We start from the raw sequence: 17,566 nt of genomic DNA, 5'->3' as shown, positions 1-17,566 counted from the left end.
ATAGGAATTGAATTGAGGTGTGAAAATTGAAAAAATGGGGAATATCTGCAATTGTTCTGTTTATAATTTATGCTGCATTGATGTATTTTTATATTTTTCATTGGAGCTCAAATGGAATACCAGAAGTATTAAAAGGGACAGTAGCCGATCCAGCAACATTTATGACAGAGCGTGAATTACTCCTAAGTGAAGAATATTCAAAAGTAAAGAATTTTATTTTCTTTATTTTAACTCCTCTAGAATGGCTCGTATATTTATTTATTTTAGGGACAGGTCTATCCCGTGTGTTCGAAAAATGGTCTGAATTAGGGCTTAAATGGAAAGTCATTAAAAACGGAGCGTATTTATTCTTCCTATATCTTTTTACCGCCATTCTTTTTTACCCAGTTGATCTATACCGGTATAATTTAAGTAAAAAGTATGGCATCAGTACACAAGATTTTTCTTCTTGGATGCGTGATTATGTCATTGATTTTTGGGTTGGGTTTATTACAACTTTAATTATTGTCATCGTTTTATACTGGCTGCTCCACATAAGTAAAAAAAGATGGTGGCTGTATGCGTGGTTACTCACAATACCATTTGCCATTTTTATGATGTATATACAACCGGTAATTATTGATCCACTTTATAATGAGTTTTATCCATTAAAAGATAAAGCATTAGAAGAAAAAATATTAGATTTAGCTGATCAAGCAAATATCCCTTCTGAACATGTTTTTGAAGTAAATATGGCGGAAAAAACCAATGCAATGAATGCTTATGTAACGGGAATTGGTGATAATTCAAGAATTGTACTTTGGGATACAACTCTTAACCAATTATCAGAAAGTGAAATCTTGTTCATTATGGCCCATGAGATGGGACATTATGTTCAGAAGCATATTTACATTGGAATGGCTGCTTATATTTTATCCACACTCGTTGGTTTATGGTTAATTTCAAAAATCATGCCTTGGCTTATTGATCGTTTCGGACAAGTTCTAAAAATAAAAGAAATGAAAGATATTAACTCGTTACCATTATTTTTACTTCTAATTTCATTAATGTTATTCTTGTCTAATCCAGTTTCGAATTTTGTATCACGTTACCAAGAAAGTCGTGCTGACGAATATGCGATGGAACTAACAAAAAATCCCGAAGCAGCAGTTAGTAGCTTCCAAAATCTTGCCAAGACAGGTTTAAGCGAGGTAAATCCTCCATTTATTGTGAAGATTTTCCGTTATACGCATCCACCTATGCTTGAAAGAATCAATACTGTAGCTGAATATACGAAAAAAGAAAAATAATAAAAAATGCCTGACTATGATTGGTTGGGCATTTTTTTTGTTTTCCCAAACAATTTTAAAAGTAGACAAGAGAATAATTCACAAAAAATGTAAATCTGTATGAAAGTCTAAATAAAATATTCTGGATCTAAATGGAAAATCCGAACAAAAGCTAAAGAGTAAGAATATAATAAAGTGAAAAGAAAAAGAGAAAATTTACCTATTGACATATTGTGGATACATATCAATAGATAGGTGGTGAGCAAAATGGATTTCTTCTTAGTCGCATTAACATTCTGGTCCCTTGTAATATTGTCACTACTCCTTTTAATCCACGGATTATGGAAAAAATCATGGCAATCGCTAGTTGTTAGTGGGTTTGCATTCCTGCTTCCAATGCTCTATTTTGCAATGGTTGATAAGTTATTTATCGCCTTCGCTCTATTACCTATTGTCCCGTTCATTTTGGCATATAATATGAAGAAAAAAGAACTTTAGTTTAGGAGCTAGCATTACTATATTGTATTGCTAGCTTTCTCTTTTTAAAGAAAAATTAATAAGATTTAGTAGAAATAAGCATGTGAGGATTGAGGAAATATCAATTAGTTAATAGGAAGATTATTATAGGGGGTACTTTTTTGAATCTATGAGGCTATATTAATGAATGATGATATATGCTAAATTTAAATGGATATGGTAAAAGGAGGGGAAAGATGAATATTTTCGCCACTCAACAAATAAATGGTAATCAGGATTTTGGTATTACAACGAGTGAAAAAAATAATAATGGTACGACTTCATTCAAAAAAGTATTCGGTGATGAAGCTAGAAAAATTAATCCACTTCACGATGTTAATAATTCTCGTAATAATTTAATAAACGAAGCAATTGAAACGAATGATTGGTCAAATTATTATGCGTTTGAAGCAAAACAACATCCTGCTTGGTATGAACAGGTAGATGGGCAATATGTACCGAACAAAATGTATTATAGTTCGTTAATTGAGGCGAATATGAATGCAGTACATAATGCCAAAGTAGATGGAGATAAAGAGTTAGCGGCAATTTGGGAAAATAATTTACAACAGATGATTGATAAATTTAATAATGCTCCTGGTATTGTTCCATATGTCGTAGGGTTGAATCATCGAGAGGATCTTGCGGAGCAATATGGTGTTGCAATGGCGGATAAAACTTTCTTTGACAGCAAATATAATTCACAACTTGTAGCCACTCAAGGAAAGTTTGATCAAAATATGTGGTATGATAATGCTTACTTTGCAGAAAACAAAGAATTAAAAGAACATGTTGCATCGTTAATTTCCGAAGAGCTTCCGAAAGAATCAATTACGAATTCATCAACCGTTGTTGCAAGTAGTGAAGAGAACATAATACAAGCTAATTCAATTGAAAATGAATTTTCGGAATCTAATGTTACTCAAAATCAATCAGAGGTACTTGAAAACCTGGTAGCTAAAAGTAATATTGAATCGGATTCCATCAGCTTAATAGAAGAAATACAAGAAAACCAACAAAAAGAAAATGAACAACAAGAAGCAGTTCTGCAGCACGACCTGAAAGAATTATATTTACATAACCTGAAGTTCGCTTTTCACCCAAACTTCAAATTGGTAAAAGAATCGTATATTTAATCAAAAACGGCGAGTTAATCTCGTCGTTTTTTCATATCAAAAACAATTCTATTTTACTTTAGTAATCATAGATTGTTAAAGTACGTTGATTTGGCTAAATTGAATCAAAAAATGAATCATTAATAATATTCTGTGTTAATATACAATGATAAGAATCAACTGAAATACAAAAGGGAGGATAAGAAATGACCTTAATTTGCTTTGTACGCCATGGTGAAACAGAATGGAATACCCTTAGGAAAATACAGGGAAGAGCAGATATTCCTTTAAATACTATTGGAATAAAACAAGCTCATGAATGTAAAACGTATTTTACTAATACAGAGTGGGATGTGTTAGTTTCAAGTCCTCTGCAACGAGCTAGACAAACAGCAGAAATTATTAATGAACACTTAAATTTGAATATACATATAATGAATGAGTTTATTGAAAGAAATTATGGAGATATTGAAGGATTAACTTTAGAACAAAGAGCTTCATTATATCCCGATTTAACATGTCCGAACCAAGAAAGTTTAGAACAAGTGAAGGAACGTACCCTATATGGACTAAATAAATTACATCAAACCTATACAAATCAGAAAATCATAGTAGTTGCACATGGAGGAGTGATTAAAATAATTTTATCGACTCTTTCAAACGGTCAAATTGGACTTGGAAAAACAAAATTAACGAATGGCAGTTTAAGTAATATACGATTTGAAGATGGATGCTGGAAGGTAGATAATTATAATCAAGTATGTCATTTAAAGGAAAAATACAATGAAGAATATGTCAAATATTAAGCCTTTATATTTATAAGAAATCATTCACTTATGGTCTTTTTCGTTCGAATTACTGTAAATTGTTTCCTGATATTTAGCTGGTTTATAATTAAGGTAAGATGATACTCAAGGAGTGTTCACCATGAAAGTGAGTGTACAGAAAAGGCAAAATCTCTGGCTAGCTTTATTATTATTAGTTCTTTGTAGTAACTTAACGTTATATCGTACTGATTTTGGAAAAAGTATTCTCGAAACTGGACCAAGTAGTGTAGCTTTAGAATCATTAATTGATTTAGTAATTGTTGCACCAATTTTAGTGTTAGCTTGGAAAAGAGAAAAGAGTATTAAACTATTTTTACTACTAAGTGCTAGCGGATTAGTCTTATCAAGAATTTTAATCCCTATTGAATTTTTAAAACCATATGTAGCGATTACATGGGTTGGAATTGCGGTTGAACTAGGATTACTAGCGATAGAATTATTATTACTTGTAACATTAGTTCGCTATTTACCAAAGATCATTAAAGATACGAAAAATAGCAGCTTACCAATCTTATTTTCTTTTACTAATGCAGTTGACCGGTATGTACAAAAGCATCAATTAATCCATATCGTATGTTCCGAAATGCTAATGTTTTATTATGCATTAGCTAGTTGGAGAAAGAAACCAACTTTAAATGAAAATACTGTAACGTTACACAAAAATTCAAGTTATATTGCTTTTCAAGTAATGCTTATCCATGCGGTGGTTATTGAAACACTTGGTATTCATTGGTTCATCCATGAAAAATCCATGATTCTTTCTATTATTTTATTAGTGTTAAATATTTACACAGTTATTTTCTTCTTAGCGGATATTCGGGTAGTCCAATTAAATCCTGTTTTATTTACGAAGGAAAAAATGTATATTTCTCTTGGTTTAATGAAACGTATAGAAATAAGCTGGGCAGACATACATGAAGTAATTACAGAACAGGAAGAATTAAAACAAAAGCTAACGAAGGATACAATTGATTTTTTAGCGAAAGATTTTGATGAAGTCACACCAAATGTAATATTAAAGTTAAAGCGACCTACTGAAGCTACTTTAGCGTTAGGATTAAAAAAATCCTATGAAAAAGTTGCGATTAAATTTGATGATCTTCAACGTTTTATTGATGCTTATAATAAATATAAATCGTAACTGTTTAAGGGGGAGAAGCTCTTCCTCTTTTTTTATTTCATTTATAGGAAAATTTGCCATATAATAATAAAATTAATGGTTTTTTATCTTTGAGGTGAGAAAGTTGAAATCATTTCTTTTACGAATTTGTTGCTTAATAATCAGTACTGGATTAATTATACTTCATACTAGCGCTCAAAAAAGTCATTTCACCTTAACACTCTTTTTAATAACTGGTGTCATGTTATTATATTTCATCATGCCTCTAATGAAATTTCCAGTAGCAAACTATTTATTCATTATCGCATTGATTACATTAACTGTTTTCATTTCAGAGGATTCGACCTTTATCTTACCATTTCTTGCATTTATTTCAATTGACAGTTCCTTTCGTTTAAAGGAACGAGGATTTATATTCTTTATTACAATAGTTTTCACATTGTGTTTCATTCTTACTTTATTAAAAATGATATCGCTTTATAGTTTTTTACTAATGATATCAATTATTGTTTGTTGCGATTTCCTTCATAGATATTTATCAGAAGTTGAGCTAAAAAATACATTGTACGAACAATTACTTTCGCAATTTCGAAAAATAAAAAGGGATTCGGTTGAGCAGGAGGAATTGGTACGCGCGGAGGAAAGAACAAAGATTGCGAGGGATATGCATGATTCTGTTGGTCATAAACTGACATCCTTATTAATGCAACTTGAAATGCTGTCTATTCAAAATAATTCGGAGAGTTTATCGGAACTCAAACAATTAGCAAGAGAAAGCTTAGAAGAAACCCGATTTGCTGTTCGGCAATTAAAATCTACAGAAGCGACAGGAATACAATCTGTTATTCAATTAATTAGAAAACTAGAAATGGAAAGTCATCTACATATTCGTTTTACTATTGAAAAAGGGGTTCTCTCCATACCTATTTCCAATGAACAAAGTATAGTGCTGTATAGAGTATTACAAGAATGTTTAACGAATGCGATGAAGCATAGTCATTCCAAAGAGGTAGAAGTAACACTAACAGTTGATTCATTGCAGCAACTACTTTTTGAAGTGAAAAATAAACATGTTTCTAACTTACCACTGATTAAAGGTTTTGGATTAACTAATATGGAAGGCAGACTTCAAGAAATAAATGGACAACTACGAGTATTGAGAGATGAAAAGAATTTTATAGTAAGGGGAACATTTCCATTAAAAACGTTTGGGGAGGGGTTAAAATGACATTTCGTATATTACTAGTAGAGGATCAGACAATTGTTCGAAATGGACTGAAAATGATTGTTGAACAAGACGAACATTTTCAAATAGTAGCAGAAGCAAGTAATGGTCATGAGGCACTCAAAGTACTTGAAAGTTTTCAAGTCGACCTCATTTTAATGGATGTACGAATGCCCGAAATGAATGGGATCGAAGCAACAAAGCGGATTCGAGAGCAATACCCGGAAGTAAAAATTATTATTTTAACTACATTTGACGATGAAGAATATGCATATGAGACATTAAAAGACGGAGCGAATGGTTTTTTACTTAAGTCATCTGAGCCGGAAAAATTACTTTCTTCTATTCATAGTGTGTTAAATGGGGGGCTTGTGTTACAAGAAGATGTTGCAGCGAAATTAATGCCGAAGCTTTTACAGCGACAAGTCCCACAACAAACAGAAATCTCAATAAATCTTACTAAGCGCGAATTAGAGATTGTGAAGTTGATAGGAGAAGGAAAGACAAATAAGGAAATTGCTTCAACTCTTTATTTATCGGTTGGAACGGTAAAAAATCATATTACAAACATTTTGCAACAACTAGATTTACGAGATCGAACACAATTAGCTATTTATGCAGTGAAACATAATCTTGTTTAAATACCCGGTACAGGTAAGATTCTGGTTAAACAGAATACTTTCACCGGGTTTTTTGTTTTCATTTGTTTAAGTTGTTACTGGAGTTGGGCGGGATAACTTCGCTTTTCTGATTGTCTAGCTGCGGCGGCTAGCTGCTCGAAAACTTCAACTCCCTCCTACGCAGTGGGCTGCTTGTCGGGAGTCTCCAGTTTTTTTCGCAGCTGGTCCAGCCGCCTCCGCTTTTCTAGTTGTCTAGCTACAGCGGCTAGGCCCTCGCGACGCTTCAACTCTTCCTGCGAAGGCAAAAAGCGCCTTCTTGTCAGAGTTTCCAGCGCGTGACGAGCCTAAGCGAGCCGCTTACGCATTTCTAATGTCTAGCTCTGGCGGCTAGCTGCTCGAAAACTTCAACTCCCTCCTACGCAGTGGGCTGCTTGTCGGGAGACTCCAGTTTTTTTCGCAGCTGGTCCAGCCGCCTGCGCTTTTCTAGTTGTCTAGCTACAGCGGCTAGGCTCTCGCGACGCTTCAACTCTTTCTGCGAAGGCAAAAAGCGCCTTCTTGTCAGAGTTTCCAGCGCGTGTCGAGCCTAAGCGAGCCGCTTACGCTTTTCTAATGACCAGAGTCATTTTATTTAATGACGTTAGCTACTTAGAAAGAGTTTGTAAAGTTGGTAAAGTATAGTTGAAAGGAAGGGATCGTATGATTGAAGCTGTGAATTTAACGAAGAGCTTTAAGAGTGGTGTTGCTGTTGACCATATTAATTTTTATATTGAGCCGGGTGAAATTGTCGGAATGCTTGGACCAAATGGAGCAGGGAAATCAACAACGATAGCAATGTTGTCAACGCTAATACCGCCTACAGAGGGTGATGTATTGCTTCATCAAAAAAGTGTATTAAAGGACCAGAATCTTTTACGAAAAGTTTTAGGGGTTGTTCCTCAGGAAATCGCTTTATACGGGGATCTTACGGCGAAAGAAAATTTATTTTTCTTTGGAAACTTATATAAAATACCTAAAAAACAATTGAACGAACGAGTTGAAATTGTTCTTGAACAAATTGGATTAGAAAATGAAACGAAAAAGCTTGTAAAACATTATTCTGGGGGAATGAAGAGGCGTTTAAACATTGGAGTTGCTCTTTTGCATGAACCACAATATTTAATTATGGATGAACCGACAGTAGGAATTGATCCCCAATCACGTAACCATATCCTTGAAACTGTAAAAAAATTAAATGAACAGTCAAATACAGCCATTATTTATACGAGTCACTATATGGAAGAAGTCGAGTATCTTTGTAATCGTATTTACATTATGGACCAAGGGCGGATTATTGCATCTGGTTCAAAAGACGAAATAAAAGCAATTCTTTCATCTGAAAATACCGTTGTTGTAAAAGTTAATAATAATTCAAACGCCTTTATGAATGAGCTATTCAATCAACCAATTCTTACTAATATTAAAGCGGACGAAGACAAAATTAATTTTACAATTGCCAAGGGAGTAAATTTTTTACCAAACTTACTTTCGTTATGTGAACGTCATAATGTCCTGTTAAAAAGTTTTCAAATGGAAGAGCCAACATTAGAAGATGTTTTTTTACATTTAACGGGCCGTGCTTTACGCAATTAGGAGGGGGAAACATGTTCTTAGCACTTATTCAAAAACAAATTAAATTATTGTTAAGAAGTCCTTCTGAATTATTAATTTTGCTTGCCATGCCTATCGGGTTAATTCTTATTTTAAGTTTTGCTCTAGGGTCTATTATGAATGGTGATTTAGAAATAACAAATGTAGAAATTGCTCTTGTTCAACATGGGAATGAAGAAGAGGAAATAGAAGCATTTTTTCAAAAGGCTAATGATACCTTCCCAATCGCAGATGAACTAAGAGGGCAAATTGCAGGGATGGTTCCAGTTAAGTTACTAGAAGAACAAATTATGGAGAATGATGAATTGAAGGAATTTGTTCATATTACAAAAGTTAATGAGAAGGATATTGAAAGAACGCGGAATAATGGAGAATTTTCAGCAATCATTGAAATTCCAGAAAATTTTACTTATGATTTTTTAACCTATCAATTTTTAAATGGTGAAAAGCCATCATTTTCTGTTTATTTAAATGAAAGTAAACAAATTAATTCAACGATTGTCCAAACATTAATAAATGATTTTCAACATCAATATACACTGAATAAAGTTTTAAATGAAAATGGATTACTGTTAGAAGGAATGATTGTACCATCTCCTGAAATAACATCAACAATTAATACAATCCAGTCGAAAGGTGAAATTACGTCTAAAATTTATTACACATTTAGTATGGCTGTTATGTTTATTTTATTTACGGCTGGGACAATTGCAAGTCAAGCGTTTTTAGAAAAGGATTCCCATATTTTTGATCGCATGATACTTGCGAGGATTCGCCCAATAACTTACTTATTTAGTATTATCATATCTACTGTCATTTTTGCTATGGTTCAAATGTTAATTTTATTTACTTTCAGCTATTTTGCCTTCAATATTAATTTCAATCAACTAGGATTGTATCTGTTATTAACGTTCTTTTTGGCAATCGTAGTAGGGGGAATCGCAGCAGTACTATCTTCATTAAATTATCGAAATAATTCAGCTAGTGCTTCAAATGTATTTTCAAATGCATTTGTATCCATTTTCGCATTACTAGGGGGTAGTTTCTTTAATATAAGTAGTATAGCTCCTGGTATGGCGAAAATTGGATTATTGACTCCGAATGGTGCAGCTTTAGACGGTTATTTAAAGTTAACTCAACAAGCATCGTTTTCGGATTTATTACCTAACCTTACGAATTTATCTATCTTAATGATTATTTTAATTGTTTTGGCATTCCTGCTCTTCCCAAAAAGAGGTGGTATCGCATGATGGATATATTAAAAACAAAGTTTATTTTATTAAAAAGAGAACCGGTAAGCTTTATTGTTATAACAGTAATCATCTGTTTATTTGCATATATATTAGGTTTGGGTCAACAATCAAAATTACCAATTGCTGTCTATTCAAGTTTGGATGAAAAATTAACAGAGACATTGCTTCTAGAATTAAAAAAAATGCCCGATGTTGATTACACTCTTTATGATGAGGAGGAAGCCCTAAAGTTAGTTGAAGAAGGGGATGTAGAACTAGCAGTACATTTACAGTCAAATAGATTTGATTTAATTACTTCGCCTAATTTTTTAAATGCACCGTTATTTCAAAGTGAAATTTCTACAATTTATCGAGAAGTAATGCAAAATGAAACAATTTTGAATACTTATCCGGTTGAACAACAAGGGAATGTACAATCCATTTTAGAAGATGCAAATAATAACCCTAGTTTTATTGTTGAGTATGCAAATTTCTCAAACGATGGGGATTTTATTTACGATGCCAAACTTCATAGCTTATTTGGATTTACTCTTTTTATGGTAATTTATACAATTGCTAACGGAGTAAATCATATTGTGATGGAAAGAAGAAATTATATTTGGTCAAGATTAATAGTTTCTTCTATTGGGAAAACCCAAATATATACTGCGAATCTGATATATAGTTTTTTATTAGGCTATTTACAAGTAATACTTGTCTTGAGTATTTTTCATTTTGGAGTTGGTGTTGATTTTTACGGTGGATTTTTAAAAACATTAATCGCTATAATACCGTATTTGTTATGTATTGTGGCATTGGCTATTTTCGTTGCATCTATCGTAAATACACCGGGGAAATTTAATGCAATTATTGCTGTAATAGCAGTTCCGTTCGCTATGCTTGGCGGTGCATATTGGCCAATCGATATCGTCACTTCAAAAATAATCTTAGCATTATCTTATATTTCACCTATTACGTATGGAATGGAAATATTAAATGGAGTAACTATTTACAGTGGCTCAATAGCAGAACTTGCTCAACCACTTGGAATACTTCTTTTCATGTCTGTCGTTTTAATGGGGATTGGTATTAACATCTTGGAAAAAAAGGGGCAATCTTAATGAATGCGCGGCTTACTAATGTAAGCCGCGTTAAAATTTTTTATGTAAAATTTAACAGTGTATATAAAATTTTGAAACTGTTCATAAGCTAGCTCCGTCTAAGGTGTGTAGAAAAATTTGGAGGTGTACTGCTGTGTTTGCAACAGATTTATTATCTGACGAGGACAATGCTTCAGAACTGTTTGAAGAACTTGTTGAGACTTATGCGGAAAGTTTAATACAAGTGGCATATTCATATGTGAAAAATAAACAGATGGCTGAAGATATTGTGCAGGATGTATTTATTAAAGCATTCGAAAAGAAATCTCAATTTCGCGGAGATTCATCTTATAAAACATATTTATATAAAATGACGATTAATCGAAGCTATGATTATTTAAGAAGTTGGTCGTACCGCAATCATTTTCTAACAAATAAATTTTCAAATTTATTTGGTGTGCATAAGTCCATGGATGAGTTTCTCGTAATTGAAGATGAACGGGCAGTTATAGGTAATGAAGTATTAAAGTTAAAACCAAAATATCGTGAGGTAGTCGTATTATTTTATTTTAAAGAATTAAAAATAGAAGAAATTGCAACTATCCTTGATTGCTCAATCAATACTGTAAAAACAAGACTTAGTCGTGCAAGAAATATATTAAAAGAGCGATTAGGAGGGAAACTAGATGAGTGAAAATCAGATTAAGAAAAGTATCCAATATATTTTTACAGAGAACCAAGTGTATGATCAAGGAACAAAAAAGAGAATTTTAAGTAAAATTACAAACCCTCCTCAGAAGAAAAGAAGAACATCATTGATGCCGATAGTAGTAACAATATGCTTATTATTAGGTACAGGAGTTTGGATTTCAACTATACTATCTAATTCATCGCAAAATCAAAATTTAGCCAACACTGAAGAAGAACTTCCTACGAATGACAATCTAGAAGGGATTAGTAGTGAAAATGATAAAATTGCAGAGTTAGAATTTCAGGTAAGTACTTTTGAAGATGAAAGGGAATATTATCATGAAGTGATTGCACAAATATTACCAAGTTTATCTGATGAAGAAATGTTAAATCTTGCAAAGAGTCATTTCAGATATGAACTTTCTGTTAATCAAACTCCCCTCACCTCAAATGGGAAAATGGAAGTAGAGCCTGGAGAAGTTGATGTAATGTTAACATTTTGGATGACACCACATTACAACGTTTTATCCGATGAATGGTATCAAAAAGGGATGATTAGTGGAGATTATTTCTCTCATATTGAAAAAGTTGAACCAGATAATGGGGAAGTCATTTATGCAGATGGAGCAAATGTTACTGCTCAAGGATATAAATTTACAAACATGCAAAGTGGCTCAAAAATATCATTAAAAATTTCCGAAGAACTGCGTGAACGATTATCTTTAGATACAAATGAAATTGAAATATTAGTTAAATAGTGTTACGGGATATTCTTTTTGGGGGGATTCTATTATACTATTGTGTGATTTCTTAGGAAATAATTTTCTCAAAACGCTTAATAAATTTTTTTAAAATTGAGCAACTCTTTTTCCATTTTTTCGTCACAAGATGTGATAGATTTCCTCCAGAAAGATGCTTTTTTGTAACGTGTTAAAATGTTATACTAGAATGTATGTATTTTGTAAAATGAAGAATGCTAAACTTTAAGAAAGGGGAATAATAGATGCGGAAAAAGCCTAAAAATAATCGTGCTTCAAGTGTAAAAGCAAAATATCGAGCTAGTCTTTCGTTTCGTATGAATATCCTTTTCTTTTCAATCTTTCTATTATTTTCTGCACTTATTTTCCGCCTAGGTTATCTGCAAATTGTAAAAGGTGAAGATTATGTTCGTGCGATTGAAAGAACTGAAGAAATTGCAGTAAATACGAGTGTACCTCGTGGGCGTATTTATGATCGTTATGGAAGAATATTAGTGGATAATGACCCTGAAAATGCAATTACATATACGAAAATGCAAACTACTACGACAGAAGAAATGATTGATATTGCAGAACAATTAGCAATGTTAATTGAACAACCAACTGATCGTATTACATTACGAGACCGACAAGATTTTTGGATATTAAAAAATAAAGATGTTGCTTATGCAAAAGTATCCAAGGAAGAAGAGTTAAAATTACGTGCTAATGAGGAATTAGATGACAAACAGGTCCAACAAGAAATTGATCGATTAGTACGTGAAAGAATTACTGAGGAAGAGTTAAATGAATTCACACCGTTTGAATTAGAAGTATTAGCAATTTACCGAGAAATGGCATCTGGTTATTATCTTTCTCCTCAAATTATTAAAAATGAAAATGTTACAGATGCAGAATTCGCTCGTGTTTCAGAAAGACTCCCTGATTTACCTGGAGTGAACACTACTACAGATTGGAAGCGAGTAAAACTTTCATCCGTTGCTATACTTGGAAGAACTACGGTTCCAAGTAAAGGGATTCCGAAAGCAAAATTAAATTATTATTTAGCAAGAGACTATTCTCGGAATGACCGAGTTGGAGAAAGTTATTTTGAAGCACAATATGAAGAGTTACTACAAGGACAAAAATCTGTTGTAAAAAATATAACGAATAACAAAGGTGAAGTTATTAATACGGTAACGACATTCCCAGGTGAGCCAGGCAAAGATTTAGTTTCAACTCTCGATATCGAACTTCAAACTGAAGCCGAAAAAATCGTTGAGAAGAAGTTACTAGAATTAAAATCTTTGGGCCAATCAAAATTACTGGATCGTGCCTTCTTTATAATGATGAATCCGAATACTGGTGAAATCCTCTCAATGGTTGGGAAGAAAATAGAAAAAGATCCGGAAACGGGCAAATCTTATGTTGTGGATTATTCTTATGGAACGTTTACAACAGCATACGAGGTAGGTTCAACTGTAAAAGCTGCTACAGTATTAATGGGTTACTCACAAAATGCTATTGAGCCGGGTACTGTATTAATTGACCAACCAATCCGATTGTACGGAACGAAACCAAAAAGTTCTATCTTTAACCGTAACGGTGCAATTGCAATGAATGATCTAAAAGCTTTAGAACGATCATCCAACTCTTATATGTTCCAAACAGCCATGCGTATTGCAGGAACAAATTACACGCCGAACATGGTATTTAGAATAAAAGATGATACACTTCAAACAATGCGTAATGGCTATGCACAGTTTGGACTAGGTGTTAATACAGGGATTGACTTACCAAATGAAACATCGGGGGTAAAAGGTGAATTAACGGATACCGGGAAAATTTTAAACTTGGCAATTGGTCAGTTTGATACGTATACACCAATGCAATTGGCACAGTATATTTCAACAATTGCCAATGGTGGATATCGTATTCAACCAAGGTTGTTAAAGGAAATTCGCAATCCTTCTGAAGATGGGGAAACTTTAGGTCCTGTTGTAGAAGAAGTGACTCCGAAAATCTTAAATCGTATTTCAAATAGTACGGATGAAATTGACCATGTAAAAAAAGGACTTCGACAAGTTTATGTAGGTCCACAAGGTTCTTCCTATGCAGCATTTCACGATACTCCTTATACTGCAGCAGGGAAAACCGGAACAGCGGAAGTTGTTTACTATGGACCATTACGTGAAGATTATGGAACATTTACTGTAAACCTTGCCCATGTTGGTTTTGCACCGATGGAGAATCCTGAAGTTGCTTATGCGGTATTAATTCCATGGGCGACAACGAACTTCAATGTTCACTTAGGTCAAGGTAACCAAATCGCTCGAGAAATATTAGATGTATATTTTAATCTTAAACAAAAATATGAAAAAGATGGAATTACATCAAGTTCTGTAAAACAACAAATTTTACCACCAACAACAGATGATAAAATTGATGAAGATACAGAAGAACAAAAAGTAAATGAATAAAGTAAAAAAACATACTAACATTAGTAGTACAAACCAAGGCCATGGTTTGTGCTACTATTTTTTTATAGTAGAAGTGAAGGAAAGTCGAACAGCTCCAGGGACGTATGAGAGTCCGTAAAAAAAACCGGCTAACTTCACATCCTTATATGAATCAGTTTAGTATGTTGGGTCCAAGAGATCGTGTATAAGAAAGTGGAATCGATAAGGCAATGTGAGGACTTCTATGATTGGCTAAAAAGGAGAATAGAATGATGAATCATGTCATTGCGTTAGATGTGAGTAAAGGGAAAAGTTCGGTAGTTATGTATAATCAATATCGACAATGTGAATATGAAGGTGAACTAAATCATACCCGAGTTGATTTTGAACGATTACATAATCGTATTGAAGAAATAACGAAGTTTGATGGACAAGCACCTGAAATTGTCTTTGAAGCAACTGGTGTCTATTCGAAATCGGTAGAAGCATTTTTAAAAAATCATGGTTATACATATAGTCGGATGAACCCGCTTGAAGCGAACCTACAAATGGCAAAAATGCGACGTCATAAGACGGATGTAAGTGATGCACACGAATTAGCGAAAACACACTTTAAAATGGAGCGTGAAACGACATACGTTCAAGAGGATTATTATGAACAGATGCGAGCTCTCACACGTTATTACGATGAAGTGGATGAAGAAATAATTTTACTTAAAAGTCGGATGCATGCGATTTTGCATATGAGCTTCCCAGAGCTTGAAAAACTCATTACACCAAGTTCTGCTTTATTCTTAAATATCGTGCAGCTGTATCCACATCCAGCACTTGTATTAGCCCATTCAAAAACAGTAATTAAAAATCATTTAAAGGCAAATACAAAAAAGAACCTTTCACTTACTCGTGCAGAGAAAAAAGCAATTGAGCTAATCGAAGCAGCGCAAAATAGTTATCCAGCCATTAAACCGACAGATGTTCGATGTGATCAAGTAAAGGATTACGCCATACGGATTGCAGAATTGAAAGATAAAAAAGAAGCGCTTGTCCAACAGATGAAGACGTTATCAAAAGAACGTCAAGAATATCTTGTATTACGTTCTATTCCTGGTGTGGGCGATTCAACCGCTTGTCGTCTGATAGGTGAAATCGGTGATATTCGCCGTTTTAAAAATGCGAAACAATTAAATGCATACGCAGGAATTGATATTATGCGTTATCAATCTGGCAACACACAATATCGGGACCGAATCAATAAGCGTGGGAATAAACATTTGCGAAAAATTTTATATTTCATGATACAAGGGATGCTTATGTTAAAAGAAAAACCCAATCATTTTGCGGATTACTATTATAAATTAAAAAAGCAACCTCAGAGAAAGCCTCATAAGGTTGCGATGATAGCTTGTGTTAATAAATTTTTGAAAGTGACCTTTCAGTTATTAACACGAGGAATCCTATACGATTATGAGTCCGCACTACCAGCTCAGAAATCGTAATAAAACGTAATACAACTATATCATATAGACCTTTCGAAAAAAATAAAAATCGTTAGGTTTTTTCGGCATGAAAAAATTAGTTTTAGAAGGGAGGGGTACCCCTCCCTTCTAAAACTAATTCATTAAAATAAAAGAAATAACTTAAATATACTTGACTAATCGTAAGAAGGAGTTGTCTGAAAAGTCATTTTGAGACAACTCCTTTGCGACGAGGATAGTGGGAATTTATTTCGACTACCGCAGGAGCAATAATTCATAAGAGATATTTATCAAGAAAGAATAGAGGTGTCCAAAAAATTATTACTTTTTGGACACCTCCTTTTTTTATGCTAAAAAGATTTACAAAGTTCACCATCTATTTACAATCTCTTTACCATTGATTTATATGAAATCAACAATCTACCATTATAGTTTTACCTGTAAGACAAACTTACTATGAACTGATGGAGGAAATAAGAGATGAAAAAGTGGAAGTACTTAACGGTGACTGCCGTACTAGGATCAGCATTACTATTAGGAGCATGTGGTTCTGATACAGAAACGGAAGATACAACAACTGGTAATGATACAGTAGAAACTGCAGATTCTGGCGATGCACAATTAACGGGTTCAGTTTCAGGCGACGGCTCGTCAACTGTTGCACCAATTACTGAAGGTCTTGTTGAAGAATATGGCGCAGTACAACCAGATGTCAAAGTATCTGTAGGTGTATCGGGTACGGGTGGTGGTTTTGAAAAATTCATCGCTGGGGAAACTGACTTCTCAAATGCATCACGTCCAATAAAAGATGAAGAAAAAGCTGAATTAGAAAAAGCGGGAATTGACTATACAGAATTTCAAGTTGCATTCGACGGTTTAACAGTAGTTGTTAACCCAGAAAATGATTGGGCTACTGAATTAACAGTAGATCAGTTAAAACAACTTTGGATTGAAAATGGCTCAACGAAAAAATGGTCAGATATCGATCCATCTTGGCCGGATGAAGAAATCGTCTTCTATTCACCAGGTACTGACTCAGGTACTTATGATTACTTTGATGAAGTAATTTTAGATGGTTCTGATTTAGTAAAATCTGCCACTTTATCTGAAGATGACAACGTATTAGTACAAGGTGTTGCTTCTGATAAAAATGCAATTGGATTCTTCGGATTTGCTTACTACTTAGAAAACCAAGATAAATTAACTGCAGTATCTGTTAACGGTGTTGCACCAACAAACGAAACAATTGAATCTGGAGAATATACTCCACTGTCACGTCCACTATTCGTATATGCAAAGAATAGTGCATTAAAAGAAAATGAAGCATTTTATGATTTTATGAAATTTACATTAGAACATGCTGGTGAAATGGCAGAGGCAGTTGGTTATGTAAAATTACCAGATGAAAAATACGATGAAGGCTTATCTACTTTAGAAAGTTTAAAATAATTTCTTAAGTGTGGGGTATCCACTACGGTTATAGTAGGATACCTCAAACATTTACTAATCTCTATATAAAAGTTTGAGATTAGTTC

Annotated in this window: 15 protein-coding genes; all 15 read left to right on the top strand. The window is 33.5% G+C overall.

What is annotated here, in order from left to right:
* Positions 1 to 80: 80 nt before the first annotated feature.
* Positions 81 to 1,289 carry a M48 family metallopeptidase gene (locus NKR20_RS10980; protein WP_253428119.1) on the top strand — a complete coding sequence of 403 codons (1,209 nt, stop codon included), beginning with the start codon at positions 81 to 83 and terminating at the stop codon, positions 1,287 to 1,289.
* Positions 1,290 to 1,535: 246 nt separating this feature from the next.
* Positions 1,536 to 1,766: a hypothetical protein gene (locus NKR20_RS10975; RefSeq protein ID WP_121215706.1), complete on the top strand. Its 231-nt coding sequence runs from the start codon at positions 1,536 to 1,538 to the stop codon at positions 1,764 to 1,766.
* Positions 1,767 to 1,981: 215 nt separating this feature from the next.
* A complete protein-coding gene (locus NKR20_RS10970) occupies positions 1,982 to 2,920 on the top strand; it encodes a hypothetical protein (protein ID WP_253426573.1) in 939 nt (312 codons plus the stop codon).
* 185 nt (positions 2,921 to 3,105) lie between these two features.
* Complete coding sequence (locus NKR20_RS10965) at positions 3,106 to 3,705, top strand: histidine phosphatase family protein (RefSeq protein WP_253426570.1); 600 nt, start codon at positions 3,106 to 3,108, stop codon at positions 3,703 to 3,705.
* A gap of 121 nt (positions 3,706 to 3,826) precedes the next feature.
* Positions 3,827 to 4,867: a beta-carotene 15,15'-monooxygenase gene (locus tag NKR20_RS10960; protein WP_253426567.1), complete on the top strand. Its 1,041-nt coding sequence runs from the start codon at positions 3,827 to 3,829 to the stop codon at positions 4,865 to 4,867.
* A gap of 247 nt (positions 4,868 to 5,114) precedes the next feature.
* A complete protein-coding gene (locus tag NKR20_RS10955) occupies positions 5,115 to 6,074 on the top strand; it encodes a sensor histidine kinase (RefSeq protein WP_253426564.1) in 960 nt (319 codons plus the stop codon).
* Positions 6,071 to 6,712, top strand: coding sequence for a response regulator (locus NKR20_RS10950; protein ID WP_121215701.1), 642 nt, complete (start codon positions 6,071 to 6,073; stop codon positions 6,710 to 6,712). Before NKR20_RS10955 ends, NKR20_RS10950 begins: the two co-directional genes overlap by 4 nt.
* Before the next feature lie 675 nt (positions 6,713 to 7,387).
* A complete protein-coding gene (locus NKR20_RS10945; RefSeq protein WP_121215700.1) occupies positions 7,388 to 8,320 on the top strand; it encodes an ABC transporter ATP-binding protein in 933 nt (310 codons plus the stop codon).
* An 11-nt stretch (positions 8,321 to 8,331) separates the two neighbouring features.
* Entirely contained in the window at positions 8,332 to 9,588 is a 1,257-nt protein-coding gene (locus NKR20_RS10940) for an ABC transporter permease (protein ID WP_253426562.1), read from the top strand.
* Positions 9,585 to 10,691 (top strand): ABC transporter permease, encoded by a 1,107-nt coding sequence (locus NKR20_RS10935; protein ID WP_253426560.1) that lies wholly within the window; start codon positions 9,585 to 9,587, stop codon positions 10,689 to 10,691. The genes NKR20_RS10940 and NKR20_RS10935 overlap by 4 nt, the downstream gene beginning before the upstream one ends.
* A 133-nt stretch (positions 10,692 to 10,824) precedes the next feature.
* Entirely contained in the window at positions 10,825 to 11,364 is a 540-nt protein-coding gene (locus NKR20_RS10930) for an RNA polymerase sigma factor (protein ID WP_253426557.1), read from the top strand.
* A complete protein-coding gene (locus NKR20_RS10925; RefSeq protein ID WP_253426554.1) occupies positions 11,357 to 12,118 on the top strand; it encodes a hypothetical protein in 762 nt (253 codons plus the stop codon). Before NKR20_RS10930 ends, NKR20_RS10925 begins: the two co-directional genes overlap by 8 nt.
* A gap of 245 nt (positions 12,119 to 12,363) precedes the next feature.
* The gene (locus NKR20_RS10920) at positions 12,364 to 14,577 is read left to right on the top strand and encodes a penicillin-binding transpeptidase domain-containing protein (protein WP_253426551.1); all 2,214 of its coding nucleotides are present in this window, start codon (positions 12,364 to 12,366) and stop codon (positions 14,575 to 14,577) included.
* Positions 14,578 to 14,828: 251 nt separating this feature from the next.
* Positions 14,829 to 16,052, top strand: a complete 1,224-nt coding sequence (locus NKR20_RS10915; RefSeq protein WP_121216054.1) for an IS110 family RNA-guided transposase — start codon at positions 14,829 to 14,831, stop codon at positions 16,050 to 16,052.
* 459 nt (positions 16,053 to 16,511) lie between these two features.
* Positions 16,512 to 17,480 carry a PstS family phosphate ABC transporter substrate-binding protein gene (locus tag NKR20_RS10910; protein WP_253426548.1) on the top strand — a complete coding sequence of 323 codons (969 nt, stop codon included), beginning with the start codon at positions 16,512 to 16,514 and terminating at the stop codon, positions 17,478 to 17,480.
* Positions 17,481 to 17,566: the final 86 nt, after the last annotated feature.

Source organism: Ureibacillus endophyticus, assembly GCF_024159215.1.
In the GTDB taxonomy this organism is placed as follows: Bacteria; Bacillota; Bacilli; order Bacillales_A; family Planococcaceae; genus Ureibacillus; species Ureibacillus endophyticus.
Note: the sequence above shows the minus strand (reverse complement) of the source record. Positions and strands in the feature narration are given on the sequence as shown.